Source organism: Nocardia sp. SYP-A9097, assembly GCF_009649815.1.
Lineage (GTDB): Bacteria > Actinomycetota > Actinomycetes > Mycobacteriales > Mycobacteriaceae > Nocardia.
Genome location: NZ_WJIC01000003.1, coordinates 193,297 through 219,389 on the forward strand (window position 1 = coordinate 193,297; position 26,093 = coordinate 219,389).

At 64.6% G+C, this 26,093-nt stretch carries 27 protein-coding genes and 1 pseudogene; 15 read left to right on the plus strand and 13 right to left on the minus strand.

Features of this window, described 5'->3' with window-relative positions:
- The first annotated feature begins 487 nt into the window (after positions 1–487).
- From GFY24_RS41710 to GFY24_RS08205, 3 genes are read left to right on the plus strand one after another with little or no spacing between them, the layout of a single operon-like run.
- A complete protein-coding gene (locus tag GFY24_RS41710; RefSeq protein ID WP_309230609.1) occupies positions 488–697 on the plus strand; it encodes a histidine kinase dimerization/phosphoacceptor domain-containing protein in 210 nt (69 codons plus the stop codon).
- Entirely contained in the window at positions 681–1,106 is a 426-nt protein-coding gene (locus tag GFY24_RS08200; RefSeq protein ID WP_228566097.1) for a sensor histidine kinase, read from the plus strand. The genes GFY24_RS41710 and GFY24_RS08200 overlap by 17 nt, the downstream gene beginning before the upstream one ends.
- Positions 1,097–1,729, plus strand: a complete 633-nt coding sequence (locus GFY24_RS08205; RefSeq protein ID WP_153804719.1) for a response regulator transcription factor — start codon at positions 1,097–1,099, stop codon at positions 1,727–1,729. The genes GFY24_RS08200 and GFY24_RS08205 overlap by 10 nt, the downstream gene beginning before the upstream one ends.
- A 54-nt stretch (positions 1,730–1,783) precedes the next feature.
- On the opposite strand, the gene GFY24_RS08210 is transcribed toward GFY24_RS08205, so the two are convergent.
- Positions 1,784–2,122, minus strand: a complete 339-nt coding sequence (locus tag GFY24_RS08210) for a DUF1214 domain-containing protein (RefSeq protein WP_375336022.1) — start codon at positions 2,120–2,122, stop codon at positions 1,784–1,786.
- A gap of 211 nt (positions 2,123–2,333) precedes the next feature.
- Positions 2,334–2,699, minus strand: coding sequence for a hypothetical protein (locus tag GFY24_RS08215; protein WP_153804390.1), 366 nt, complete (start codon positions 2,697–2,699; stop codon positions 2,334–2,336).
- A gap of 264 nt (positions 2,700–2,963) precedes the next feature.
- Here GFY24_RS08215 and GFY24_RS08220 point away from each other — a divergent pair, with 264 nt between their 5' ends.
- The gene (locus tag GFY24_RS08220) at positions 2,964–4,496 is read left to right on the plus strand and encodes an alpha/beta hydrolase (RefSeq protein WP_153804391.1); all 1,533 of its coding nucleotides are present in this window, start codon (positions 2,964–2,966) and stop codon (positions 4,494–4,496) included.
- Positions 4,497–4,530: 34 nt separating this feature from the next.
- Here the strand turns inward: GFY24_RS08220 and GFY24_RS08225 are convergent, their stop codons facing one another.
- The 3 genes from GFY24_RS08225 to GFY24_RS08235 are packed head-to-tail and all read right to left on the minus strand — an operon-like array spanning position 4,531 to position 6,508.
- Complete coding sequence (locus GFY24_RS08225; RefSeq protein ID WP_309230610.1) at positions 4,531–5,799, minus strand: sigma-70 family RNA polymerase sigma factor; 1,269 nt, start codon at positions 5,797–5,799, stop codon at positions 4,531–4,533.
- The gene (locus GFY24_RS08230) at positions 5,796–6,134 is read right to left on the minus strand and encodes a YciI family protein (RefSeq protein ID WP_228566098.1); all 339 of its coding nucleotides are present in this window, start codon (positions 6,132–6,134) and stop codon (positions 5,796–5,798) included. Before GFY24_RS08230 ends, GFY24_RS08225 begins: the two co-directional genes overlap by 4 nt.
- A gap of 5 nt (positions 6,135–6,139) precedes the next feature.
- Positions 6,140–6,508 (minus strand): YciI family protein, encoded by a 369-nt coding sequence (locus GFY24_RS08235; protein WP_153804392.1) that lies wholly within the window; start codon positions 6,506–6,508, stop codon positions 6,140–6,142.
- 172 nt (positions 6,509–6,680) lie between these two features.
- Between GFY24_RS08235 and GFY24_RS08240 the strand changes: the two genes are divergently transcribed.
- From GFY24_RS08240 to GFY24_RS41715, 3 genes and pseudogenes are all read left to right on the plus strand, one after another.
- Complete coding sequence (locus tag GFY24_RS08240) at positions 6,681–7,577, plus strand: TIGR03619 family F420-dependent LLM class oxidoreductase (protein WP_153804393.1); 897 nt, start codon at positions 6,681–6,683, stop codon at positions 7,575–7,577.
- A 305-nt stretch (positions 7,578–7,882) separates the two neighbouring features.
- Positions 7,883–8,239, plus strand: a complete 357-nt coding sequence (locus GFY24_RS08245; RefSeq protein ID WP_153804394.1) for a hypothetical protein — start codon at positions 7,883–7,885, stop codon at positions 8,237–8,239.
- Between the two features lie 605 nt (positions 8,240–8,844).
- Positions 8,845–9,467: pseudogene (locus GFY24_RS41715) on the plus strand (MFS transporter); the annotation flags it as partial.
- On the opposite strand, the gene GFY24_RS08255 reads toward GFY24_RS41715, so the two are convergent.
- The 5 genes from GFY24_RS08255 to GFY24_RS08275 form a co-directional block, all read right to left on the minus strand.
- A complete protein-coding gene (locus tag GFY24_RS08255; protein ID WP_153804395.1) occupies positions 9,376–10,119 on the minus strand; it encodes a M56 family metallopeptidase in 744 nt (247 codons plus the stop codon). The pseudogene GFY24_RS41715 and the gene GFY24_RS08255 overlap by 92 nt on opposite strands.
- Positions 10,120–10,272: 153 nt before the next feature.
- The gene (locus tag GFY24_RS08260) at positions 10,273–12,615 is read right to left on the minus strand and encodes a thiamine pyrophosphate-dependent enzyme (RefSeq protein ID WP_309230611.1); all 2,343 of its coding nucleotides are present in this window, start codon (positions 12,613–12,615) and stop codon (positions 10,273–10,275) included.
- A gap of 139 nt (positions 12,616–12,754) precedes the next feature.
- Positions 12,755–13,309, minus strand: coding sequence for a 3'-5' exonuclease (locus tag GFY24_RS08265; protein WP_153804396.1), 555 nt, complete (start codon positions 13,307–13,309; stop codon positions 12,755–12,757).
- Positions 13,310–13,366: 57 nt separating this feature from the next.
- On the minus strand, positions 13,367–14,149 hold the full coding sequence (locus tag GFY24_RS08270; RefSeq protein ID WP_153804397.1) for an META domain-containing protein: 783 nt from the start codon (positions 14,147–14,149) through the stop codon (positions 13,367–13,369).
- Between the two features lie 297 nt (positions 14,150–14,446).
- On the minus strand, positions 14,447–14,644 hold the full coding sequence (locus tag GFY24_RS08275; protein WP_153804398.1) for a hypothetical protein: 198 nt from the start codon (positions 14,642–14,644) through the stop codon (positions 14,447–14,449).
- Positions 14,645–14,715: 71 nt separating this feature from the next.
- Here GFY24_RS08275 and GFY24_RS08280 point away from each other — a divergent pair, with 71 nt between their 5' ends.
- Positions 14,716–15,348: a TetR/AcrR family transcriptional regulator gene (locus GFY24_RS08280; protein ID WP_309230612.1), complete on the plus strand. Its 633-nt coding sequence runs from the start codon at positions 14,716–14,718 to the stop codon at positions 15,346–15,348.
- 28 nt (positions 15,349–15,376) lie between these two features.
- On the opposite strand, the gene GFY24_RS08285 is transcribed toward GFY24_RS08280, so the two are convergent.
- Entirely contained in the window at positions 15,377–15,868 is a 492-nt protein-coding gene (locus tag GFY24_RS08285) for a nuclear transport factor 2 family protein (RefSeq protein ID WP_153804400.1), read from the minus strand.
- Between the two features lie 65 nt (positions 15,869–15,933).
- On the opposite strand from GFY24_RS08285, the gene GFY24_RS08290 reads away from it, so the two are divergent.
- The 3 genes from GFY24_RS08290 (at position 15,934) to GFY24_RS08300 (ending at position 18,086) form a co-directional block, all read left to right on the plus strand.
- Complete coding sequence (locus GFY24_RS08290; protein WP_153804401.1) at positions 15,934–16,146, plus strand: hypothetical protein; 213 nt, start codon at positions 15,934–15,936, stop codon at positions 16,144–16,146.
- 274 nt (positions 16,147–16,420) lie between these two features.
- Positions 16,421–17,347, plus strand: coding sequence for an alpha/beta fold hydrolase (locus tag GFY24_RS08295; protein WP_153804402.1), 927 nt, complete (start codon positions 16,421–16,423; stop codon positions 17,345–17,347).
- Positions 17,298–18,086, plus strand: a complete 789-nt coding sequence (locus GFY24_RS08300) for a MerR family transcriptional regulator (protein WP_153804403.1) — start codon at positions 17,298–17,300, stop codon at positions 18,084–18,086. The genes GFY24_RS08295 and GFY24_RS08300 overlap by 50 nt, the downstream gene beginning before the upstream one ends.
- 29 nt (positions 18,087–18,115) lie before the next feature.
- Here GFY24_RS08300 and GFY24_RS08305 read toward each other — a convergent pair whose 3' ends face one another.
- Both GFY24_RS08305 and GFY24_RS08310 read right to left on the minus strand, forming a co-directional pair.
- Positions 18,116–18,265, minus strand: coding sequence for a hypothetical protein (locus GFY24_RS08305; RefSeq protein WP_153804404.1), 150 nt, complete (start codon positions 18,263–18,265; stop codon positions 18,116–18,118).
- A gap of 181 nt (positions 18,266–18,446) precedes the next feature.
- Entirely contained in the window at positions 18,447–19,235 is a 789-nt protein-coding gene (locus GFY24_RS08310) for a hypothetical protein (RefSeq protein ID WP_153804405.1), read from the minus strand.
- A gap of 433 nt (positions 19,236–19,668) precedes the next feature.
- On the opposite strand from GFY24_RS08310, the gene GFY24_RS08315 reads away from it, so the two are divergent.
- From GFY24_RS08315 to GFY24_RS08330, 4 genes are read left to right on the plus strand one after another with little or no spacing between them, the layout of a single operon-like run.
- Positions 19,669–20,604, plus strand: a complete 936-nt coding sequence (locus tag GFY24_RS08315) for a VWA domain-containing protein (RefSeq protein WP_228566099.1) — start codon at positions 19,669–19,671, stop codon at positions 20,602–20,604.
- 20 nt (positions 20,605–20,624) lie between these two features.
- Entirely contained in the window at positions 20,625–21,347 is a 723-nt protein-coding gene (locus GFY24_RS08320; protein WP_153804406.1) for a hypothetical protein, read from the plus strand.
- On the plus strand, positions 21,344–23,269 hold the full coding sequence (locus GFY24_RS08325; RefSeq protein WP_153804407.1) for a hypothetical protein: 1,926 nt from the start codon (positions 21,344–21,346) through the stop codon (positions 23,267–23,269). The genes GFY24_RS08320 and GFY24_RS08325 overlap by 4 nt, the downstream gene beginning before the upstream one ends.
- Complete coding sequence (locus tag GFY24_RS08330; protein ID WP_153804408.1) at positions 23,257–26,061, plus strand: AAA domain-containing protein; 2,805 nt, start codon at positions 23,257–23,259, stop codon at positions 26,059–26,061. Before GFY24_RS08325 ends, GFY24_RS08330 begins: the two co-directional genes overlap by 13 nt.
- The last annotated feature ends 32 nt before the right edge of the window (positions 26,062–26,093 follow it).

The window sequence follows — 26,093 nt, forward strand, 5'->3', positions numbered from 1 at the left end:
ACAAAGGAATACGCCCCAGATACTGGGGAACTTGTGCCCAAAAACGTTGGCCGTGCTGGATGATTCTCATCATTACCCTGTCTACCCCAGTCGTGCTCAGGCGAGGGGTTCCATGACAGAGCAGATTGATCCTGGCCTGAATGAGGTGGCGCAGCGGGTGAGTGTGCTTCGTACCCGGGTCGCACAGATTCGGCGTGAGTGGATGGATGTCGAGAAGTCGACTCGTAGTCCGGCCCCTTTGGCGGCAGCGATTCGGCAGGCGCACCGCGATCGCGACGCTGTTGACAGTCCTACGCTCGAGGAGTTGCGAGCGCGCGCCAACGCTGTTGCCGCCGATTTCTCGACTCAGGGTGCGGCTAATCGGCTAGTTATGTTCGCGGCTGCTGAGCCGACGAACCGTATCGGGGCCGCGGTCGGGTGGGATCGGTGAACAGGTTGTTGCGTCCCTCGGCGAACGGTCCCCAGGACTGGATCTGCACGCAACAGAGTGCGTCTGTGGTGGCCGAGAAGTTCCGGGGCGGTCGACGCGCACACCGCCGATCTGCGGCGCATCGAACGCGACCTGCACGACGGCACTCAGGCCCACCTGGTCGGACTCGCCATGCGACTGGGTTTGGCCATGCGCGTGCTGAAACGCGATCCCGCGGCAGTGGGCCCGCTACTGGAACAGGCACGCGACGGTGCCGAAGCCGAGTGACCTGCGGACCGTCTTGCGCACGACCTACCCACCGATCCTGTCCGACCAGGGCCTCGACGGTGCGCTCGCCGCTGTCGCGGCGCGCTGCGCCGTTCCGACCCATGCGGAAGTCGAGATCGCCGGTGACATACCCGCTTCGGTGGAAGCGGCAGTGTATTTCGTAGTCACCGAGGCGATTACCAATACCGCACGTCACTCCGGCGCGACCACCGCCCGCGTGGATGTTCGCAAGGTAGGCGGATACGTCACCGTCGAAGTCCACGACAATGGGCGTGGCGGTGTCGATGAATCCAAGGGGACGGGGGTGGCCGGGATGCGCAGGCGGCTGGAGGCGCTCGACGGTGTGCTCGCCGTCGACAGCCCGCTGGGTGGTCCGACCGTACTGCGGGCGGCGTGCCCATGCGAGTAGTGATCGCCGAGGACAATGTCGTTCTCGCACAAGGGCTTGTACTTCTCCTGCGCGAAGAGGGGCACGTGGTCACCGCGGTCACCGCGGACGGCGACTCGTTCATCGCCGCGGTCGCCGAACACCGCCCCGATGTCACCGTTGTCGATGTACGGCTGCCGCCGACCTTCCGTCATGAAGGCATCCGCGCGGCGCTCGAGGTGCGCTCCCGCTTTCCGGGTCAACCCGTGCTCGTTTTCTCGCAGTACGTGGAACACAGTTACGCGCGCGATCTGCTGCGCGGCGGCGGAGGCGTGGGCTATCTGCTCAAGGACCGTGTCGCACGTGTCGACGACTTTCTGCGGACCCTGCAACACGTCGCCTCGGGCGGCACCGTGATGGACCCGGAAGTGCTCGAACAGCTCATGACCCGCCACGATCCGGTAACCACCCTCACCGACCGGGAGCGAGAAGTCCTCGAACTGATGGCCCAGGGCTATGCCAATGGCGAGATCGCTCAACGCTTACATGTCACCGAGCGCGCGATTCACAAACATGTCGGCAATATCTTCGCCAAGCTCGACCTCCCCGCCGAGGACAGCGGCCACCGCCGAGTACTCGCGGTCCTGGCCTACCTCAGCCGCTAGTCCGGAATTGCGTTGGGGAGGCATCGGATTCACCGATGTCTCCTCGAGTACAGATCAAATCCGACGGTGCCCGTCAGCGCAGACTCCAGACGCTTCCCGTCTGAACCGGGCGACCTGTTGTGGCAGCGGAGCCTTCCAGGTCCCGTTGATTGCCGCCTCATCGGGCCAGTAGAGCCGCTTGATCAGGACAAAGGGCCCCTCGGGCTCCGGTAGCCAGTTCGATTCCTTGTCCGCTCCCGGCGACTCCTGCTGCACGTAGAACGTGTAGCCACCGTCCGCATCGGGCTTCAGGTCAGGAAGCATCGGCGAATTGATCAGGGGTGCAGGTGCAGGCCAGCGACTACCGCGGGCACCGCAATACGAACGTCGATGTGGTGTTTCCCGGCGGTGGATTCATCGAGACCACCGCAGCACAGACGCGTGCAATAGCCGCGGTACTCATCACCGCCGCCGACCGGTGCCAGGACAACGAACCCGCCGACTGCTGCGGCAGGACAACGGCTCGTCCGGCGGGCATCCTGTGCCAATGTGCGCGTGATGCCTGGGCCACCGGCCGCTCCGTGTCGGACTATGAGTTCGGGCTGGTTTGTCGAGAGACCTGGAATCAGGATCCTGATGGAGCCGCGCGACGGCTACTGTTGTCGATCGTGGCGCTCAGGTAGTCGATGCCCTTCACATCGTTCCAGTTCATGATTCCACCGGTCCCGGGCCACTCATCCGGACATGAGGCACTCACGTGCTGCGTGGAGTGGCTGTCGAGGAAGATCGAGATCTCGTGTGGGCCAACGGTGCCGGTGCACCGCACTCGGGCCTGCACACGGTAGATGTCATCGGTGTCGTTGCGGCAGCTGCGATCATCGCACGACACCCCTTCGGCCAAGTCGGCGGCGTTCGCCGCCGGGGCGAGCGCGCCAGTCGCAGCGGCTATCAGAGCGGCAGCACCCAGACCGACCAGTAACCGTTGAGCCATGTGTACAACTCCTTATCGACAAATGTCCCGACCCGGGATTCAGCTTGTCGCACAGGAGGTTTGGCGCGCATCAGGGTGAACCCCGGATTTGCCCGCATAAGCACCCTGAATCATGGGCGCGCTGGCAAGTATCCGCCCGGCGGAAATCGGGGTTTTCCCGGATGGGCACAGATACACCTTCTGAATAACCTGACCGAGAAGGTAACCGATCAACTGACGGCAAGGGGAAACATCCTGTTGGGCAAGAAGTTTCGAGGATCGAAGGTGGCGATCGCGAACTGGCGCGGCGGGGTTCCGGTGCTTGCCGCGGTGGTGCTGATCGGCTCCGTGGCAGGATTCGGTATCGCCAGAACCGCACCGACGGATCCGCCCGTTGTCGCTGCGCTGGACCGCTTGGTCGACCAACGGTTGGAATGGGGTTCGTGCGAGAGCGATCTTCTGGATGGAGTCGGCGCGCACTGTGCGAATATGACTGTGCCGCTGGACTATTCCGAGCCACAGGGGCGCACTATTTCCGTCGCGATCTCCCGGGTACAGGCGACCGATCCGAGTCACAGGCGAGGGATTCTGCTGTCCAATCCGGGTGGGCCCGGCGGCCGCGGCCTGGATTTGCCGGTGCGACTGGGCCGAGCGGCGCCGTCCTATCCGTGGGGGCTTTACGACCTGATCGGTTTCGACCCACGAGGAGTGGGCCGATCAACGCCAATCCACTGCGGATGGTCGATCGGGGACTCGTTCCAATCAGCAGGAGCGGACCCGGCCGGATTCGGCGAATCCGTTTCTACCCAAGCCGATTTGGCGGCGCGGTGCCTGGCCGCCGACTCCGGCATGTTGCCCCACATCACCACTCGCAATACCGCACGCGATATCGACCTCATTCGCAGACTGCTCGGCGAAGAACGAATCAACTATTTCGGAATGTCCTACGGCACCTATCTGGGAGCTGTCTACACACAAATGTTTCCCGAGCGCACCGATCGGATGGTGCTCGACAGCGCAGTCGATCCGGCGCGCTACGGCCCCGACGTGATGATCCAGGATCAGGGACCGCCGCTGGAGGAAGCGCTCGACGCGCTGGCCGACTGGACCGCCGCCCGCGCCGACCGGTATCGGCTGGGAACCACTCGCACCGATGTTCGCGCGGTAGTGTCCGGGCTGATCGAACAGGCTGCCCGGCAACCGATCCGGGTCGGCGCCTACGACGTGGACGAGCATTGGCTACCGTCCGTATTGTTCGGCTATCTACACGATTCCCGCCGGTTCGACGACGCGGCGAATGCTGTCCGGCAGCTCGCGGACGCCGCCGCAGGACAGCTGGCCGAGCCCAGCGCCGACCTGGAGCAGGCGCTGAGCGGATTGCTGACCGCGACAACCGATGACGCCGTCGCATCGGTGGAATCCTCGACCGCTGTGGTGTGCGGTGATGTCAGCGCGCCGCGCGACCCCGCGTGGTACTGGCGCAATGTCGAAGCCAGTCTCGCCGACCAGCCGATATTCGGGCCACTGGTCAACAACATCTCCCCGTGCGCGTTCTGGCCCGAGCCCGTTGAACCACATACCGACGTGCACAACGGCACGCCGGTGCTCATCGTGCAGGCCACCGGTGATCCGGTCGCGGCATACCGCGAAGGCGTCGGTCTGCACCGCACCATGACCGCGTCACGGCTGGTGACACTGCAAGATGTCATCGTGCACGGCGCGTTCACCGTCCCGAGTAGCTGCGTGAGCCAGGCGGTCGAAACCTATCTCCGCGACGGTGCTCTGCCCGCGACCGATCTCACCTGCCACGCCGACTGATGGCTACTCGCGGTCCGGTGGCGACCACCGAACATCAACCATCGCCCCGATGGTGATTCGAGCGCTGCCGGTCGAGAGCGCGTGCTCGGTCTCGCAGGTAGCGCTGTTCGGGGAGACTGGTGGTGCGCCGGGCAGCTATTCGGTAGTTCGCTTGCGCCGCAGTGTATTCGCCCGCCTGCTCTTGCAGGTGGGCGCGGACGGCGTAGAGGCGGTGGTGGTCGGCGATCCGGGTGTCGGTGTCCAGTGCTTCGAGCAATTCGAGGCCGGCGCGGGGGCCGCGGGTCATCGCGACGGCGACCGCGTAATTGAGTGTGACCATGGGATTCGGAGCGATCCGGTCGAGGATCCCGTACAGGATGCGGATTTGTTCCCAGTCGGTGTCCTCGGCGCGCGGTGCCTGGACGTGCAGTGCGGCGGTCGCCGCCTGCAGCTGATAAGGACCCAGGGGCGAACCGGACATGGCGGCGGTGACCAGCGCGGTGCCCTCTTCGATCAAGGTGGTGTCCCACCTGGACCGGTCTTGCTCGGCCAACGGTACGAGTGCGCCGTCCGGTCCGGTGCGGGCCGCACGACGGGCGTCGGTCAGCAGCATCAGCGCCAGCAGTCCGGCGACTTCACCGTCGTCCGGCACGGACCGGTGCAACATGCGGGTGAGCCGGATCGCCTCCATGGTGAGTTCAGCGCGGTGCAGGTCGGGGCCGGAACCGGCGGTGTAGCCCTCGTTGAAGATCAGATAGAGCACCTGCAGGACCGCGTCCAGCCGCTCGGCCCACTCCTGGCCACTCGGCTTCGCGAACGACGCTCCGGTGGCTTTTATTCGCTGCTTGGCGCGACTGATCCGCGGCCCCATGGTGGCCTCCGGCACGAGGAAAGCCCGCGCCACCTCGGCGGTGGTGAGTCCGCCGACCGCACGCAGGGTGAGCGCGATCTGCGCGGCGGGGATGAGCGACGGATGACAACACAGAAACAACAGCGCGAGCGTGTCGTCCTGATCGCTGGCGGTTTTGTCGCCGGTCGGCTGGTCGATGTTCGGCGTCTCCAGTGCCGCCGCGGTGACCTCGCGGCGGCGACGTGCCTGTTCGCTGCGCACATGATCGACCACTCGCCGACCGGCGACGGTAACCAGCCAGGACCGCGGGCTATCCGGGATGCCTTCGACGGGCCATTGGGTCGCGGCGGCCAGCAACGCCTCCTGCACCGCGTCCTCACACTCCTCGAACCCGCCGTACCGGCGCAGGAGCACACCCAGGACCTGCGGCGCGAGTTCGCGCAGCAGGTCCTCGAATCGTCCGGGCGTGCTCACATCTCCATCCCGGCGGAGTCCATCAGCGGTCGCACCTCCACGCCGCCCTGCGGGGCGCTCGATATCAGTGCCGCCAATTCCACTGCGCGCGCACGACTTTCGCAGTCGATCAGGTACTGGCACGCGACATGATCCGGACCCCGCAGGTATGGACCGTCGGTCACGCTCACCACACCGTCTCGAACCTTCACGACCGAGCTGATGGAGGGGTCGGCGAGCACATGCCCGCTGATCAGCTCCCCCGTCTCCGCGGCCGCGGCCAGGAACTCATCGTGGTCGAAACCCTCTCCCGGCAGGGCCGCCGCGTCGGGATAGAGAATCAGCAGGAACTTCACCGCGCTCAGTCGTCGGCCGTACCGGTGAAGACGACTGGCCGCACCTCGATGCCCAGGCCCTCGACGCGAGCGTCCGGGATGAGCGTGGCCAGCTCCACAGCTCGTTCCCGGCTGGCGCACTCCACCAGGTAGTAGCCGCCGAGGTACTCCTTGGCCTCGAGGTAGGGGCCATCGGTCACCGCCGGCACACCGCCCCGCACCCTGACCACGGCGCTCTGCGACGGGTCCGCCAGCGCTGTAGTGGAGATCATCTCGCCGGACTTCTTGACGGTCTCCATAAACGCGCCGTGGCCGCTCATCACCTCGTTGCGCTCCTGCTCGGTCAGCGCATCCCAGATCTGCGGGTTGCTGTGCATGATCAACAAGAACTGCATGTCTTCTCCTCAGCCGTCCGGTGCTCCGGTGAGCGCCGTTCACCATCAAGTCGGAGCCCGATACGCATTCTTGCGCGCGGACCCGCAAAAATTCGTTACCCGCTCCGACTATCTCCCAAGGGGCGCCTCACCGGGGCGTTCCGCACCCAACGGCTATCACGGGAGTATCGGAATGAACTTGCCACGCATCGGCTTCAGCCTGCCGTACATCGAGCCCAACGCCGGCCCCGACGCCGTCGTCACCGTGGCCCAGGCCGTGGAAAGGCTCGGATTCCACGCCGTGTCCGCCAGCGACCGACTCCTGATCCCCACCGGACCACACTGGAACAACGACGCGGGCCTGCCCGAGTCCCACGCCTGGGACTCACTGGAGATGCTGACCTGGGCAGCCGCGCACACCCGCCGGATCCGCGTGACCACCGATATCGTGAACTCGATCTTTCAGCCGCCCATCGTCCTGGCCCGCAGGCTGGCCACCCTCGACCGGCTCTCCGGAGGACGCCTGGACGTCGGCGTCGGCCAGGGCGGCGGCACCCGACTGCCACCGTTCTACATCCCGGAAGAATTCACCGCCGCGGGCGTGCCCGCCAGCCGCAGAGGCGCCGGATTCGTCGAGCACATCGCCGCGATGCGCGCATGCTGGGCCCCCAACCCCGTCGAGTTCGACGGTGAGCACTACCGGATCCCACCGTCCATGGTCGGCCCGAAACCATCGGGAAACACCATCCCCGTATTCATCGGCGCGATCAACCGCCACACCATCGAACGCGCGGCCCGCATCGGCGACGGCTACATCACCACCGCGATCGACTGGGACGACACCGGAACCAACATTCGCTGGTACCGAGCCGCAGGCGGCACCGGCACCGTCGTGGTGAACGTAATCCCTGCACGCCACCAACTCTCGCCCCGCGCCTTCGCCGAGGCGGTACTGAAAGACCTCCAACGCGCCACCGCAGTCGACGCCGACGAGGTGCACATCGCACTCCATCTCATGTCCTCTGATCCGGAGCATCAGGTCGATCTGCTGGAAGCCCTCGCGACCGAACTGGACCTGCCAACGCTGTAGCCCGCGGCGGCCGGCATCGAATCGCACAGTGCGACAACAACTGTGCCCGCAGGTGTTCCGTTGGCCGATCGGCGGAACATCGCGGTCGCGGTCTGTTGTGCCGTAAACGTATTCACACAGAACCGCATGGTACTTGCCCAGACCGCAACGGTATCCGTGAAAACCCTTGTTGGCGAACGCATCTGGGTTGCAAGTTGGCGGTGGCGGTGTACATGGATATAGGGGAAAACCCCGATTGTTACGCTTCGCGGTTCTGCTTATCGTCATTGATCATGATGAAGGACAACCGATTTCGAATTCAATCGATGCGAGCAGCCGGTATTTCCGCGCTGATCGCCGTCACCGTGGTAGTGCTCGCACCGCAGGCCGCTGCCAAGGAACTCGCCCCTGGACTCACCTGCGGGGATGATTACACCTGTCGCAACGACACCGGCGATACCTATCGGGTGACCTGGCAGGCGATCTGCAACACCGGCCGCAGCCAACAGGCCACCCTCTGGGTAGGCCCGCACAGTACGGAAGTATTTCGAGCCGTCTGTCCACCCCTGTACAAGCCCGGCTTCACCGAGGACTTCGGCAAGTGGATCCCCGGTTCCCCGCTCACCATCGACTACCTCGACGCCGTGGTCGACAACGACCCCGCCGCACTTACCGGCGGCTGATCCGCTCGCGGATCGACAGCGACGACGTTTGCGCCTTACGGCCCGCCGTCCTCGGCCAGTTGTTACCGGAGACGATCGAGGCGCGGGCGCTGGTCGAGCCCACTGCCATCGGTGCCACAACATCGTGTTCGAGTGATGCGCGTGGACTCCTCGATCACGAGGCCACATTGTCTGTACTGAAAAAGGGCTGGTCCGCAACTAGGACGGGACAGTTGCCAGGTGGATGCTGAGTGTTCGAGGGGGGTTCGAACACGATCTCGCGAAATATCTGACACCGGTGACGCGAGATCGTGTTCGAGTAATGCGCGAGGCGGGACTCGCTCACAAAGGTTCCAACTAAGTACGTACGGAGATAGTAGATTGTTTCGAGGCGATGTCAATCATGTCGCCACTACGTACGGGATTCGACGAAAACGTAGTCCGGCCAATCGGATTCGTGACTGGAGGTGGCATGGAGCAGGTGCGGCGGCGCCCGGCGGTCATGCTGACCGCCCCGCCGGTGCGGCCCGACACCCTGGCCCATCCGGCGCAACGGCAGGTGGAGTCCTGGACGCGCTGTGAAACCGTGCTCGACCCAAGCGAATTCTCTTCGCCCTGCCCGCCCGTATCTGGCGCTGCCGCTACAGGCCGACTACATTGCCGGAGACCGCGCGCAGACGGTCACTTCCTCGATTTTCGTCATCTCCGGTGTGGTCGCGGTGGCCGGGCAGCTGCGAATTACGGCGTGGTTGCGTGCGCGCTGGGGAACCGGTCGCAGCTTGATGGCCGGGATGGCGCTGCTGGCGGCAGCCTTCCTGCCGCTCGTAATCGTACCCAGCGCAAGCACTTTCGGTCCGGTCATCGCGGTCGCGGCACTCCTGCTAGCGGCGGCGCTGCTGGCAGTGGTACCGCGGCGGTATTCCCCTTCGAAATGGACACCGTCGTCTCCCTGTCCGGAAGCCGCCTGGTGGCAACCCATTACGGCTTCTACAACACGATCGTGGGCATCGGCATCTTGATCGGCAACCTGGCGACCGGTGCTGTCGTCGGTGCGGCTCGCGCGATGGGTGGGGATTGGGCGGTGTGGATGGGCCTCACGGTGATCGGGGCGATAGCGGCCATCGCATTACACCGGCTGGATCGGTGCGGCCGGGCCGTCAGTCCATCGGAGCGCAGACCACCAGACCGATTGCCGCCGCGACCACCGAGGCGAGTGGAATCAGTGCCGCCGCCGTGGCCGCGGCGGTGAGGGCGAGCCTGGTTCGGGTGCGCAGCGCCGGCGCGGCGGGAGCGGCCAGCCGTTCGACCCGGGAGGCCAGTCCGACCTCTGCCGCACCGAGGGTTCCGGCCGGGCCCTCGGAAATACCGGCGAGGGTGAGTAGCGCCTGAAGTACGGTGCCGCGGCCGTGAATTCGCGCCGCGGCATCGTCGGCGATCATCTCCAGTAGCCGCGCCACCTCGGCCGCGCCGACGGTGAACAGGTCGATCCGTGGCATGACGGTGGCCAGCCCGCGGGTCAGGGCCAGCAGTAGGTGATGCCGCCCTTCGAGGTGGGCGCGTTCGTGGCTGAGTACCGCATCGAGATGATGGTCCGTCAGCAGGCTGAGCGCGCCACGGCTGACCACGACCGTATGTGGTTTGCCCGCAACGCAATACGCGGCGGGCTGGTCGACCTCGAGAATGACCGCGTCCAGTCCGGCATGGTGTCGTCCGGCCAGGCGGGCCATCCGAGCGTGCTCATGCGTCGTGCGCCGCGAGCGCAGCAGCGTATGCGCCAGTCGGCCGGCGACGAGTCCGGCCGCGAGCGCGGAGACCCCGGAGAGCGATAGCAGTCCGGCCTGTACCGGCATCCCGTACCGGCCGACGGCGGCATCGTGCAGATGCAGCAGGCAGCTGTCCATGAAGCGCTGCGGGACCTCATCGGCACAGGGGCGCCGACCGGACCGGCGCCGGCGACGAGCGGATCGGGTGACCACCCCTCATCGGGCCCGCTCCGCTCGTTGCCACCCCCGTACCGGGAATCGGCCACCACTGGAACGGTTTCCGGATGCGAATCAGAGCGCTGCGAGAAGTTTGTCCGCGGCGGCCTCGATCCGATCCTCGTCCAGCAGAACGGTATTCGCGGCCGCGCCGAGCGGGATGAAACTGTCTTCACTGGTGACCCGGGCGATCCGCCCGTCGAATCCGGCATCGAGCAGCGCGGTGCACACCGACTCGGAAACGCCTCCGCTGCGGCGGGTTTCATCGGCGATCAGCACGCGACCGGTCGCGCGGGCATTGTTCAGCAGATCATCGATGGGCAGCGGTGCCAGCCAGCGCAGATCCAGCACCCGGGCATGCACGCCACGTTCGGCCAGTCGCCGCGCGACGCGCAGGCTCATCGGCACCCCATTGGCGAAGCTCACGATCGTGAGATGTGTTCCGGTGCCGTGCACCCGGGCCTGGCCGATCTCGATGTGACGCACCGCGGCCGCCGGGGCCAGCCAGCCGCCGTCGCCGGTCCGGTACAGGTCACGGGTGTGATAGAGCGCGATCGGCTCCAGATAGATGCACACCCGGCCGTCCACTCGCGCCGCCGAAACGCAGGTGCGCAGCATGGCGGCCGCGTCGTCGGCGCGCGATGGCGATGCGATCACCATTCCGGGGATATCCCGCAGTGCCGCAATGGAATTGTCATTGTGGAAGTGGCCGCCGAACCCCTTCTGATAGGCGTATCCGGCGATCCGCACCACGAGCGGATTGCGATACTGCCCATTGGAGAAGAACGACAGCGTCGCCGCCTCACCCCGTAATTGGTCCTCGGCATTGTGTACGTAGGCCAGATACTGGATCTCCGGAATCGGCACGAAGCCGGCGAGGGACGCTCCCAATGCGGTACCGAGCACACTCTGTTCGTCGAGGAGTGTGTCGAATACCCGCCGTACCCCGAACGTCTGCTGCAACCCCTTGGTGACGCCGTACACCCCACCCTTGCGCCCCACATCCTCGCCGAAGACCAGCACATCCGAGTCGCGACTCAACAACTGCCCGAGCGTGTGATTCACGGCCTGCGCCACCGTCATTGGAGCCCCGGTGTCGGGAGCGGACGCGAGGCCGGGAATCGGTGTGGCCTGGCTATTGATACGGGTGACGTGTGCGGCGGTGTGCTCCGACGGCAGGGTAGGTGCCGCACCGGAGTTCGCGGATTCGGACCGCGATACCGGAGCGATCGACCCCGTGGAGATCGCCGTGGCGGAGCCGGTGGTGCGCATGGCGTCGGTGCGCACCACGGTCGGTCGCGACCGCGCGAGTGGGGCCATTACCGCGGCGGCGGAGGTGAGTTTCGTTTCGCTCCGGACACTGTCGGCGGTCGCGGTGACGCGCTCGCCGATATCGCTGTAGCGCCGCAGGATTTCGCCGGGCGTGGCGAAGCCCACGGTAATGAGCAGTCGCGCGGTCCGGGTCACCGGATCGCGGCGCAGATCGGCCGCCATATCGGCGGGCCGTCGATAGGCCGACTCGACATCGGAGCCCGCATGGCCGAGCAGACGCACGGTGCGCAATCGCAGGAAGGCCGGTTTCCGTTGTGCACGAACCCAATTCGCGGCCTCCTCGGCGGTAGCGAAGGCATCGGCGAGGTCGGCTCCGTCGACGTCGAACCAGCGCAGGCCGGGGCGCGAGCTGTACGCCTGCTCGATCCAGGTGCGCGGAGTGGGCACGCTGATGCCGATGCCATTGTCCTCGCAGACGAACAGGATCGGCATGGGTACGCCCAGTTGCGCGGTGTGTACGGCGGTATTGATCGCCCCCGTCGCCGTCGAGTGATTGGCGGATGCGTCACCGAAGCTGCACACCACGACCGCATCCGCCGGCCATTCGCAGGCGACCTTCAGTTGTGCGGCGCGGTCCAGCGCGAAGGCCAGCCCCACCGCGCGCGGCAGATGCGAGGCGATGGTGGAGGTCTGTGGGATGACGTGTGCGGCCTTGCTGCCGAAAACCTTATGTCGCCCACCGGAAATCGGATCGGCGACGGCCGCCACGATTCCCAGCAGCACATCCCGAATCGGATCGAGCCCGGCCACCTGCCGCGCCCGCTGCACGAAGAATGCCCCGGATCGATAGTGCAGCAGCGCCGGATCGGTGAGCCGCAGCGCCGCGGCCACCGCCGCATTGCCCTCATGTCCCGAGGATCCGATGCTGTAGTACCCGGCCCCGTCCCGCGTGAGCTGCCGCGCCGCGAGATCCAGGTGCCGCGAGGTGGCCTGCGCTTCGAACAGTTCGAGCCCCTGCGCCCCGGTCAGCCGACTGCCCGGCGTGAGCGGTTCCTGTTGTGGCCGAGCCGGTCCCGGTTTCGTGGCGGCGACTTCCGCCCGAAACCACCCATCGAGTTCGGCCTCCCGCTCGTTGATGCGACCCACCCTCTCCCGTATGTCCCATATGTCGCGTACGCCGGGCTATCAGACTAGATCTGGAAAGCGCATGTCCGGCGCAATTCCAGTCTGCTCGGCTGGTCGCGGGACTCCGCCGATTGTGGCGCCCCGACGAACGTCGCGAAAGCTATTCGGGCCAGCCGTCCTGCCGCATCATGTCGATGATCAAGGCCGCGATATTCCAGGCGTCATCGCCACCGCGATGATGGGTGCCCTCCAACGGCAGATCGGCCGCTCGCAACGCACCCGCCATACCGAAGCGATGCTGGGTGTCGCGCGCGGCCGAGAAGGCGCGCTTGGCATTGGTGTGCTTCGAACCGAATGGGTAGGGGACTTCGGTTGCGGCGCACTGACTTTCGAACTGCTTGCGGTCGTAATCGCCCCAGCTCGCCCACGGCCGGGAATCGGCGTGGAATTCGGTGCGCAGCAGCTCGCACGCCTCGGCGAAGGAGATCTCGGTGGCCACCATCTCGGGGGTGAGGGTGGTCAGCTGGGTACAGAACTCGCTGACGGTGGAGCGTTCCGGGCGCACCAGGATGCTGTGTTTGGCGACGCGTTCGCGGGTCTGGGTATCCAGCACGCACAGCCCGATTTCAATGATCTCCATGGGCTGGCCGGGCGGATTCGGGCCCTGCCAGCAGGTGGCCTCCACATCCACCACATTCAGATATCTCGTATGCATAGCGCCGGACGGTACCGCTCGGATACCGCCCGGCGACAATGATTTTCGATCCGCGTGCTACTCCGCGTGCAGCCTGAGTCCGGTGCCGTTGCCCGTATTCTGCAGGCTCAGGTTATTGGAATCGATTGTGGCGGTGGCCTTTCCGTCCAGGGCCTGCAGCACCGCCCGCTCCACGTCCATCACCTGCGGATCGCACATCATCCTGGTGGTGGCGATATGGAAGGTGATATCGGAACCGCTGATCTCGGCGCGCCCGGTCATGGTGTTGCATCCCGCGCTGCCCGATATCGATCCGTCCGGGGCGATGGTGAGCGTCGGTCGCACCTCGTCCAGGATCTGCGACCGCTCCACCGCGTTATTGCGCACCAGTGAGTCGACAATCCATGGTGTGCCGGTCAGCGGCTTGTCCGGATGCGCGACCTTGCGATCCAGCATGGTCACCGTGCTGCCATTCCCGGTGAGGGTCAGGTCCGGCCCGGTGAGCTTCCAGGCGGGGGAGGAGCGCAACAGCCCGAGCGCCCAATCATCGGCTCCCGCAGTCTCTCCCGGGCACCCCATCAGGGTGGTCGCCATTTCGCCCACCTTCAGAATGCCGCCGTCCAGCGTGACCGGCCCGGTAGCGGTATTGCATCCCGCGCTCGCTGTCACCCGCCCATCCCGAAATTGCATTGTCAACGGCCCGCCCCCCGGAATCGCGGTCCCCTTGACCTCGGACGATACGAACGATCGCCCCATCGGCGTCGCCGTCGGCTGATCACTGGCCTGCTGCGAATTCGTGCATCCGGCCACCGCACCCACCGTCACGGCGAGCAGCACACACCACCTGCGAGTTGCTGACATATAGCCGATCGTACGGTTTCGGGTGGATCCAGAGTGTATTGCCGGGAAGAGCATCTGGTCATATCGGAGGGTCGCGACGCCTTGATCAGCGAATCCCAGCCTCGCCAGAACGAGTGAGGCGCCACATCGGCGAACGCTACTTTACGACCGACAGCCGTTATGGCGCATACGAAGTCGAGTTCGGGCGGCCTGAGCGGTCACAAACCCCGCCACGACGGCCAAATATGTTGCCTACCTGTGTTTTTTGACCGCTCAGGCCGGTTCGCCAACTGAGCCCGCACGACCAACCGCCAGACATCACGCCGGCTTGCCGATCAACGAGAAATTGGCGAGATTCACCTGTCGTGCGGCCGGGATCTCGCCGGACCGCGCCGGATCGACCGTAAGCGGGTGCGCGACAGCAGTATTCGATATTTTCAGGCGCGAGCTCACAGTCAATCCGGCGGCCGCTACCAAGCCCGCTTGGGCGATCGTCGCCCGTGTCCCATCTGTCATATGGAATGTGTCAACGGTCACGGCGGGGTGCTGGTTCGCCGGATGCGGTACACACGGCAGGATGGAGCGACGTGAGTGAAGTTTCGCGCCCGCGCCGCACTCAGCAGGAGCGCCGGGCCGCCACGGTGACCAAACTGGTCGACGCCACGATCGCGGCGATCGGAGAGGTCGGCTATCAACGCTCGACCGTGCAGGAGATCTGCGGTCGGGCCGGGCTCTCGGCAGGGGCCATGTTCAGGCAGTTCGACACGCGCCTGGATTTGATCGTGCGCACCGCAGAGGAGGGCTTCCGTCGTCAAATCGACGGATACCGGTCGACCATGGAACACCTTGGTGCACAGGACAATGCCCTCGATACCGCGCTGCGCTTCCTACGCGCTGCGCAGTCCTCCAACCTCTCGCACGCACTGCGCGAGATCTTCCTGGCCGCGCGCTCGGATACCGAACTCTGCGCGCGGATCGAACCCATCGCGGCCGCCTACTACGGCGAAATCGTGGCAACCCTCGATCGCACCGGCCTGCTCGACGACTTCCCGCCGAACGTGCGAGAACCGATCTTCTTCATGATGCTGCACCTGTTCTCGGGTGAAGCCGTGGTGCGCGGCGTCTATCCCCGGCCCGATGTCGACGCCGCCGTTCTCACACTGGTCGAGGAGATGCTTGCCATGTACGCCGCCCGCGTCGCACCGCCGCCGGAGGACTGAACGACGCGGGAGTTCGGCGGCGGGATCTTCAGTTCTGGCCCATGATGATGTGCTTCATCTCGACCTTCGGGGCGCAGCGCATGACACCGCCCGCCTGCAACCACTCGCCGACGACCCGTGGTGCGTCGCGGACCGGGTTGTAGGTGTCCTCCTCCGAGGAGAACAATCCATTGCCCGCGTAGACAATTCGGGTGATATTCGGGAATCCGAACTTCACGCCGGGCTCGGTGGGATGGTCCAGCACATTGCTGATGCCGATCACCACGGCATCATTGTCGTCGTCGAAGGCGATCCATTCGTGTTCGAACCGCATCTGCGGAAACGGTGCCATGACGTCGATGATCCAGCGGCGCACGGCTTCTCGGCCGTCCATGATGCCGTACGCGTGCTCGACATAGTGCACGTCCTCGGTGAACAGATCCGCGAACGGACTCCAATCGCCGGTGGCGGAACACCTGTCGACCACCTCGTTGTAATTCCTCAGGGCCTGTTGAATCTCGTCGCGGCTGAAACGCCCCATCGGTGACTCCTATCCGCTTGTGGTCGAACACTTGTCGTACGCGAAATTAAGCCGATCCGCTTAAAGTGAGCGTAACCGTCTCGGTCATCGAGACCGGCCGTCTCGTCTTCGCCCCGAACGCGGTGTCCTTCACCGGAATCCTGGTCGTGCTAATGCGCTGGAAGCGCCCGCGCATCGACGAGGATCTCCATCGCGGCCTTACCCTCGGTGAAGGCCGCACCCTCCACCTCATTGCCGTCTCACCCCCGGACCCGACCCGCTCCTGGTGGCGCAGCTGACCCGCGCCCAGTTGGTGCGCCCGCACCCGTGCGCCGAGTGTGCACTCAGGGCGGCATATCCCGGCTTCGGCCGCCACAGGTGCACACTCGCGGGAGTCACCCGCCGGTCGGTAGGCGAATCCCGGTCCGCTGTGCCCGATTCGGCCGATCGCCGCTCGGGTCCTGCGGCATGGATGTAATGGCGCTGGTAAACGTCGAGAAGGGGCCTGCGGCATTACATGCGTGTGCGGGGAGGGTTGACCTTGACCGTGCGTCAGGGTTGGAGGGTTCACTTATGACGAACAACAGCAATGGTTTTGCCGCGCGGATCGCTCCGGCGGTGGGTGGGTTTCGGGTGGTCCAGGGCCGCCGGGTTTTTGTGCATCGGGTGGGTAGTGGTGGGCCTGCGGTGGTGTTTTTGCCGGGGGCGAGTGCGGTGGGGTTGGACTATCTTGTTGTGCAGGAACAGGTTTCGCTGTTCACGACGGCCGTCGTGTATGACCGGGGTGGGACGGGGTACAGCGATGCGGTGGCTTTGCCGCGTAGCGCGGAAGCCGTCGCGGTGGAGCTGCGTGAGCTGCTGCGGCTCGAGAACATCGATGGCCCATATGTTCTCGCGGCACACTCGCTCGGTGGGTTGTATGCGCATCGGTTCGCGCAGTTGTTTCCGGGGGATGTGGCAGGGCTGATCTGGTTGGACGGTCTGCACCAGGACTGGGACGAATTCATGCCTGCCGCTGTGAGTTTGGCGGCGGCGGAGCAAGCAGCACCCGATGGGGAAGAGTTCGAACAGCTGAGACCGGGCCTGCGTGAGATGCACGCCGAGTTGCTGGCGGACTATCCGGAGTGGATGCGAGAGCCATTGATCGAGGCCAAGGTCAGTGATGAGTGGATTCGTTCCGGGTTCGCCGAGCGCCGCAGGCTGGCCGAAATCGCCGACGAACTGCGGGCGGGGCCGCGTATTCCGGACGTTCCGGTGGTCGCTCTCTCCGTCCTGGGTAGCGATCCGACTTCGCGGGCGCTGATGTCGCAGGAGATGCGCGATGGCCGGACGAGGATGGATGCCGCACTGGTGAGCGGGTTCTCGCGTGGCGAACAGCGCATCGTTCATGACACCCTGCACCACCGGCTCTGCTTCGACCGTCCCGACGCGGTCGTCCAGGCGATCCGTGATGTCGTTGATCGCGCTGCTCGCCCTTGGACTCGGCGCGACCGGCGATGAGAGGGGAGCGGTGCTGACAATCGGGCAACTCGCGGCAACTGCCGGGGTGACCGTGCGCACCGTTCGCCACTATCACCACGTCGGCCTGCTGCCCGAGCCCGATCGTGATGCGTCCGGTTATCGCCGTTACAGCGCGCAGGCGGCGGTGGATCTCATCCGAATCCGGACCCTGGCCGATGCCGGTGTCCCATTGGCTCGGATCGATGCGCTGTTGCACGCACAGCCGACCGAATTCGCCTCGGCCATCACCGATCTCGATACCGAACTCCAGCACCGGATCGATCAGATCACCGAATACCGCCGCCGCATAGCCGAATTGGCGAGCGGCGAAAGGCTGGTCCTGCCACCGGAGGTGGTCGCCATCCTGGATCGGATGCGCGGCCTCGGCATCAGCGAAGAGCGGGTACGAGCCGAACGCGATTCGTGGATTCTGATGCGGGCACTGGACCCGAACGCCGTGCCGCAGCGGGTCCGAGAGAAGAACGCCCACCTCGACGACCCCGAAACCATGCGCGTCTATCTCGCCTGCGATCAGGCGATCGACTGGGATCCGGACGATCCACGCCTGGATCGACTCATCGAAGATCTCGACGCCTGGGAGATCGCCCACGAGCGGAGCGGTGGTCAACCGGGCTACCTGAAGCTGGTCGTATCCCGTATCTCCGAGTCCGCACCGGCCTGGCAGCGCGTGGTCGAAGCATTGAGCCGCCGCGCCGAGCTACGCCGTACCTCGGCGTAGCGTCGAATCCTGCGCCACAAAAGTACGCATCACAGATGCGGAAGCATCTCGGGCTGCGCGAGTCGCTTGATGGTTTCCGCGGGGCTCGTATCGCTGCGACCGAAAACAGCGTCGAAGTAGGCCAGCAGGTAGGAGCGTTGAAGGTCGACCGAGCGGCCCGCATCGATCGAGCCGATCATTTCGTTCTTCACCTCTGCGCCCAGCCGAGGAAACCACCCCGGAGACCGACACGACAGCGCTTAAACTAACACCCGCTGGACTCATCCACCTTGAAAAATTCCGGTTCGGCATTCGCTCCAGCCGTCTGACTCGCACCGGCAAATCCCTTGCGCGACAGGCAGAGTGTTGGCGAAATTGGGGTCACTGTCCTTGCGGTGGCTGTTGATCGTCCTCGAGTGAGCCGAGCAGGATCAGCCCGCACCCCATGAGGGTCGCCAGTCGGTCGATGCGGCGAGTAATCGGGACCTGCCGATCTCGACGCTCGCCGGTAGCGAAGCCGCGGGTTACACGGAGGAGGATTTCTTCGAGCTCGAACAGATTCGGTCGCGATATCTCGGTGTGACCTCGTGTGTCGGCACGTCTTCCGATGTGGCGTTGGATGGTGGTCCAGTCGGTGTGACGGCGCGGAGCTCGCGGGTGGGACATGACCAGTTGGGTACCGGTGTGGGCGTCGCTGACGTAATGGTGGGTGTCGCCGTCGGCGCCGAATTCGCTGGGGGGCACGATGACTGAGTGCTCGAGCACAGTGCCGTTGAGGTATGCCTGGTCGAAGTCGTGCTGCGCGTGAAAGCACGGTGCCACGTAGTACACGTCGCCGATCTGGGATTCGACTGCCAGGTCGCGTTCGAGTTCGAGCAGGCGCTGATGCTGGTGCTCACCGGTGTGGACAGCGAATCGATAGTGCGGAGTGCCGATCTGATCCCAGGTGGGGGAGTGCGGATGGCGGCGACTGATGTAGGTGGGCCGTTTGAACTGGAGAAACAGTGCGTAGTCGACGGTGCCGATCTTGGCGTCCCATCCGAGTTGCTCTTCGAGCACCAAAGATGGGAGTACCGGTGCACCGGCCGAGCGGTAGATCGCAGTCAGCGTGCTTTCGGCTTCGCGTACTGCCGCGTAGCCGAAGCTGAACTCCGAGAAGTCCGTGTCCATGATCGGTAATTCTCACCGATTGCCCACCCGGGCCATCAGTGAGTCCCAACTCGATTTCCTCACCCACACAATGACATTGGTATCGGAGAACCGTCGCGACAATCTGACATACCGAAACCGCCAGTCCGCGAGAGAAATCCGTGAGCGGTCGCGAGCGGCACGGTGCGCGTGAAACTGCCCGGCACCAGCACCGGTCACCTCGATTGACCTGCGGCCCAACAGAGTTACGGCCTGTGCCGCCTCCTCGCCGGGTTGTCGCTGATCTGGCACGGTCGGTCGCCGGTGCGGCACAGGATGTCTGTCGCCCGGGGCTGGTTGTTCGGAAGGGTAAGTACCTCAGCGTATTTCGTTGACCAACGGGGGAACGGCAACCGCGGACGCGGGTGGGGGTTCTGGCGTGGGTCGCCGAGTTGTCGTCACAGGATGGAGTGCCATGTATTCGGCGGAAATCAACCGTAAACAACCCGCGCTGTTGATGCTGCTGGTGGACCAGTCGTTTTCGATGTCCGAGCCCTCCGGACAGGGGCAGGGAACCAAGGCTCAGGCACTGGCATTGGCGGTGAACAATCTGCTGGGCAACGCGGTGTTGCTGTGTAGCCGTGGCGGAGAGAAAGTCTACAGCTATTTCGAGGTCGGCGTGGTCGGCTACGGGGCTCGGATCAGCCCGATCCTGTTCGGCGCCGACGCCGAGCGACCGGTGTTGCCGGTCAAGGAATTGGCCGAGCATCCACGCCGCGTCGATTCGGTCACGCGGCGGGTACCCGACGGAGCCGGGGGCGTGGTGTCGGAGTCGCAGCAGATGCCGGTGTGGGTGGATCCGCTCGCTGATGGCGCGACGCCGATGGTGTCGGCGTTCACCCATGCCGAGCCGGTGATCGCGGCGTGGTGTGCCGCGCATCCTTCGAGTTTTCCGCCGATCGTGATCAATGTGACCGATGGCGCCAGTACGGATGGCAATCCGGGTGATGCGGCGGCTCGGATTCGTGGATTGTCCACTGACGACGGTGCGGTGCTGGTGTTCAATCTGCACTTGTCCGCGTTGGGTGGTCAGGCGGTGGCGTTTCCTGACACTGCGGAAGCGCTAACTGATCCGAACGCAAAAGTATTGTTCGAGGCTTCCAGTGTGCTGCCGCCGGCGTTGCTGGAAGCCGCTGCGGCACTGGGGTATCCGGTGACAGCAGGATCGCGGGGGTTCCTCTTCAACGCCGATGTCACGATGGTGATCGACTTCCTCGATATCGGCACGCGGGCGGTTACACCCACCGGTCTGAAGGATCTCGTCGAGGACACCGACGCCGTCGGCGCTGATGATGCCGAAATCGATAGCGCCGATGAGGAACCCGACGTCGACGACCAGCCCATGTTGTGATCGATACCCGGGAAATCGCGTTGAGCACAACGGATACGAGGCCGCGAGTACCGGCCGCGCGGCTCGCGACCCGGCGCAAAGCGGGCCGTGAATCCGATGAGAACGACGACCGCGCGATCGTCGGGTCGCGACCGCGCTTCGCGCTCGCCGACGGCGCGTTCACCACCGCTCGGCCCGAAGTGTGGGCCGAGATTTTGGCGTGGGCGTTTGTCGTGGACGGTTTGGACGTGCTGGATCTGGATGTTCTGGAAGAACTACGTGCGGATTGGGCGCGACGAGTACATGATGAGCAGCTGCCCTGGTACGCGCTGGCGAAACTGCAATCCGGGGGAGCGGCGGCATTCGTCGGAGTCGATGTCGATGTGGTCGGTCATCGATATCAGGTCGTCGCTGTCGGTGATTCGTGTCTTCTGCATCTCCGTGCCGGGCGCGTGATCGCGGCGGGCCCACTGGACCATCCCAGCCAATTCGGCAGCAGGCCGCCGCTGATCTCCACTCGCGCTGGTGATCGATCCCATGGGGATTCGATCTGGGCTGCCGAGAAGCCATACCTGAGCGGGGATCAACTGGTGCTCGCCTCTGACGCGGCGGCCAAATTCCTGCTGAAGCGCCACCATTCCGGAGAACTGCTCGACTTGTCCGCGGTGCCTTGGAACGACTGTGACTTTCGCGTGTGGGTGACCGCGGCGCGTCAGGAAGGGATGGACAACGACGACACCACTATCTGCCTGGTTGAACCATGAGATTGCCCAGTCTGTTGGATTATCAACGCGCAGTGCAGAATCCCGGCACCGCGTTTCGCAATGTCGGTGTATTACGTGCCGGCAGAACGGTGTTGAACGCGCAAGGTATGCCGTCGGTCGCGTCCGGTGGATTCGCCGCGACGTTCGCCGTCCAGGCGGCCGATCGTGATCTGTATGCGGTGCGCTGCTTTCACAAGCAAGGCCAGAGCGAGCGCCAACTGCGGGAACGATACGAACATATCCATCGGTTCATCACGGCGCACCCGGAGCTGACCTTCCTGATCGATGCCGTGTATCAGGATGACGGGATCGTTGTCGGCGGCAACGGGTATCCGATGGTGCGGATGCGTTGGGCCGCAGGCGAAATGCTGGGTGTGTGGGTCGAGGACTGGATCGAGGACGCGCACCGTGACCGTGCCGCGATCGAGAAGGTGCGGACCGGGATCGGTGCCGCGGTCGCCGCATTGCGCCGCGCCGGTGCTGCGCACGGCGACCTTCAGCACGGCAATATTGTTGTCGGCCAGGATCTTTCGATCTCCCTGATCGATTACGACGGCATGTATCTCAACGCGTTCGAGTCCATGACATTGCGGGCGATCGAGCAGGGACATCGCAACTATCAGCATCCCGGTCGTGGGGAACGCTTCGATTTGAGCGCCGATGCGTTCGCGTCCGCGGTTATCGATGTATCGCTCCGTGCACTGGGTCAACGACCCGCGCTCTGGGAGGATTTCGGCGGAACCGGCGAGAATCTGATCTTCTCCGCACGTGATTTCGTCGATCCGGACAACTCGCCGGTGTTCGCGGCGCTGGCCCGCATGCCCGCTGTCGCTGATGCCGCGCGGCGCCTGAGTATGGCGTGTCGAACCGACTACGACTTTGTCGAGCGCGTGTTGGTCGGCGGCACGATGGCCGTGCCGACAGCGGGCGGGTTCGCACTTGCCGCAGGGGAAGTCATCGACGCCCGGAACCGTGAGGAGCTACTCGCCCGCGCGGGTGACACGGTGACCGTGTACGGCAGGATCAGATTCGCGACCATGACGATCGGGCGCTCGGGCCGTGATATCGCGCTGATCAACTTCGGTGAGTGGCCCAAAGGCGATTTCACGATCGTCGCCTACGACGATATCGCTCGAAAACTCTTCGCGGACTATGGAAAAGCCTTGCCCGAGGGAAAGCGTCGACTATCGGCGTTGCACGGTTGGCAGGTCGCGATCACCGGCACCGTCGTGATCTACGTCAACCGGGGAACGTCTGTTCCGCAGATCGAGCTTGTGCGTGCCGGCCTGCTACGTCAGTCCACTGACGAGCAGATCGCCGCACTGATCACCCCACCGTCCGCGGGCCCGCCTGCGGGACAACGTCCGCCGACGCCGCCACGCGCGGTCGTGAACAAGTCGACATTTCCGCCCGCGTCCCCCGCGACACTGCCTAAACCCGTTCCGCCACAGCATGATCGTTCGGCCGTTCAGGCTCAGCGGCAGGCTCGGCTCAGTGAGATGTATCGAGACTTTCCCGTTTCTCCGCCCGCCGTGCAGGCACAGACTCCTCCAGCCACATCGCCACCCCGGGCCGTACCGCCACGCCAAGCTCCGACTACGAACTCGGATTTTTCGTCACCGTACCGTCCGTACGGAATCGCCGTGCCGCGGAATCCGACGCCCGCGTCACCGCCCCCATCGTCTCGGTTGTCCCACGGTGCGCCGCGTTCGGCTCCGGGACCCGCTCCCTACTCCAGCTCGCAGCCGAAGTCCTCCCCGACACCGATCCTCAAACCCTCGCACCCGGTTCAAACCCCGCCGCTGCGTCGCGACCCCTGGGGCGACGTGCCCCCGCGCGGGCGGGTGCCGTGGTGGTCGCTGCTGGCGATCGCCACCCTGGTGATCGTGCTGCTGGCAGTGGTGGGAGTGTGGCTGCATTGATCGACCCCCGTCGCATCGCTGTGCTGGTGTCCGCCCGCGACGGACAATCCGTCGAGAACAAGACCTCGCGAATCACCGAGTACCGAGTCGAAGGGCGCTGGGTCTATTTGCGATTCGGTGACGGCAGTCCATATCAGTACAACAGTGGCCGGGTACACATCGCCGCGGATCCGCGCCAGATGCCCCTGGACGCGCATTCCGCGATCCTGGTCGATGGCGCGGTATGCGACAGTGCCGGTGGCGCTTACTATTTCGATACCCCGGACGGCGGCTGGTGGCACCTGTTCACCCGTGAACGGCGCTGGCAAGCGTGCCATGCCAGTCGAGTCGAGATCGTCGGAAACGGCGCGGCCGAACCGAGAGCCGCTGCCGTACTGAAGTATTGGCGAGAGGTAGGGGCGCTGCTGTCCAGCGAAAGTTTCTTGCTGAGTGAGGCGCTGGATCAGCTGAGTTTCGTTCACCCCGAGAGCGTGCTGCACCGCTATCTCACTGCCGAGCCCATCGGGGCCCGGTCCGAGGTACCCGCGCCACGGATCTATCCCTTCGAAACCAATCTCAGCCAGCGCGAGGCCATTGAGCATGCGTTGCGTTTCCCGATCTCGGCGATCGACGGCCCGCCGGGCACCGGCAAGACCCAGACTATCCTCAATCTGATCGCCAACATCCTGCTCGACGAATCGAAGACGGTCGCGGTCGTGTCATCCAACAATGGCGCTGTCGACAATGTGCGCGGAAAACTCGATGACGTCGGGATTGGCTATGTGGTGGCCAATCTGGGAAACGCGGATAGGCGAACACAGTTCCTCACCGCACGATCGCAGTCGACGCGTAACCATCTCATCGATCAACTCCTGGCAGACATCGGACCTGCTGTGGCCTCCGCCAAACAGATGGCCGCTCTGGACGATCGGCTACGGAGGCTGCAAGCCACCGAACGACAACTCGCGCAGCGCCGATCCGAACACCATGCCTACCAGCTCGAGCGCGAACACTTCATGGCCCATTTCGATCGGCAGTCGCTGCCCGATCCCGGGCTGTTGCCGGTGTGGCGATGGGACGCGGACCGCATTCTCGGCTATATCGCCGACACCGATCCCGAGATGGCCCGCACGGGTGCACTGGTCGAGGTGGTGGATCGAATCACACATTGGATGCGATACCGCTCGATGCGCGCGGTCGACGCCGCCGACGTCGAGGTGGTGTTGCGGCTGCAACGCCTCTACTTCGACAAGAAGATCGCCGAACTCGAGCAGGAACTTGCCCGACTCGAAAAGTCCTTGCAGACAGCACAATTCGATCAACTGCTCGATCGGCATCGCGAACAGTCGCGGTATTGGCTCTTGGACCGCTTGCGCCACAGGTACACCGATCATCGCCCGGGCGTTTACGACAAGCACTACCTGAATGACTGGAACCGATTCAGCCGCGACTATCCGGTCGTCCTGAGTACCTGCCATTCGCTTCAGCGCAGTATCGGCGTCGGACGTATGATCGACTACCTCATCATCGACGAAGCCTCACAGGTCACCCTCCTCGAGGCTGCCGCGGTACTCGCGTGCACCAGAAATGTTGTCATCGTCGGAGATCTCCAGCAACTGGCGCACATCGCGGGCCTGGACCAGGGCGCCGGTCCCCGCGCGCCCTATCCCGAATACGACTACGAACGGCACAGCATCCTGTCCTCAGTGGGCGACAGGTACGGAAAGACATTGCCGCGCACCATATTGCGCGAGCACTACCGCTGCGACCCTGACATCATCGGATTCTGCAATCAGAAATACTACGACGACACTCTGATCACCTTCACAACTCGCACACCGGGATGGCAGTCGATGGTCGTGGCGCGAACGGAGCCGGGCAACCACATGCGTCGACACAGAGTCGGGAGCCGTTCGAACCAACGCGAAGTCGATGTCATCGAACGTGAGGTACTGCGGCGGTACTGCGGGGGGTTCGCCGCCGAAGATATCGGTGTCACCACCCCGTACCGCAAACAGGTCTCCAAGGTCACCGACGCACTCATCGATGCGGTCGAGGCCGACACCATCCACCGCTTCCAGGGTCGGGAGAAAGACGTGATCGTCATGACGACGGTCCTGGACGAAACCTCCGACGAGAACGACCGCTTCGGGCTCGGGTTCCTCGATGATCCCCACATGGTCAATGTCGCTGTCTCGCGGGCGAAGAAGCGGTTCGTCCTGGTGACGAACAATGAAATGCTGCCTCGCAGTACTAATCTGCGGGATCTGATCGGCTACATCGGCTATCGCAATCCGGGCAGCGGAGTGTTCGACAGCTCGATCGTCTCGGTATTCGACCTGCTCTACCGGGACTATGCCGCTCGCTTGCGTCCTCTGGCAGCACGCGTGCGCCGCCGATCGGATTACCTCTCAGAGGACATCATCGCCACCGTCCTCGATGACCTACTGCAGGAATCGAACTATCGCGGCTTGGCCGTCCAGCCGCAGGTGTACCTGCGAAACATGCTGCCCGACATAGACAAGCTCACCCCCGCAGAAGCGCGGTTGGTGCGCAACAAGGCCTCGGTCGACTTCGTCGTATTCAACCGTGTCACCAAGCAACGCACCTGCGCGATCGAAGTCGACGGGTTCGAATACCATGAGAACAACCCCGAACAGCTGGCTCGCGACCGGTTGAAGAACAGCATCTGCGCCAAATACCGCATCCCCTTACTCCGCCTGCCCACTACCGGCAGCGAGGAGATCCCACGAATCCGAAACGCCCTTGACGGACTGTTGGGCACCGCGGTGCCTCCTGCTGGCTCACCGTAGATGCCACACCGCCCGCGCCGCCACCGAACCTC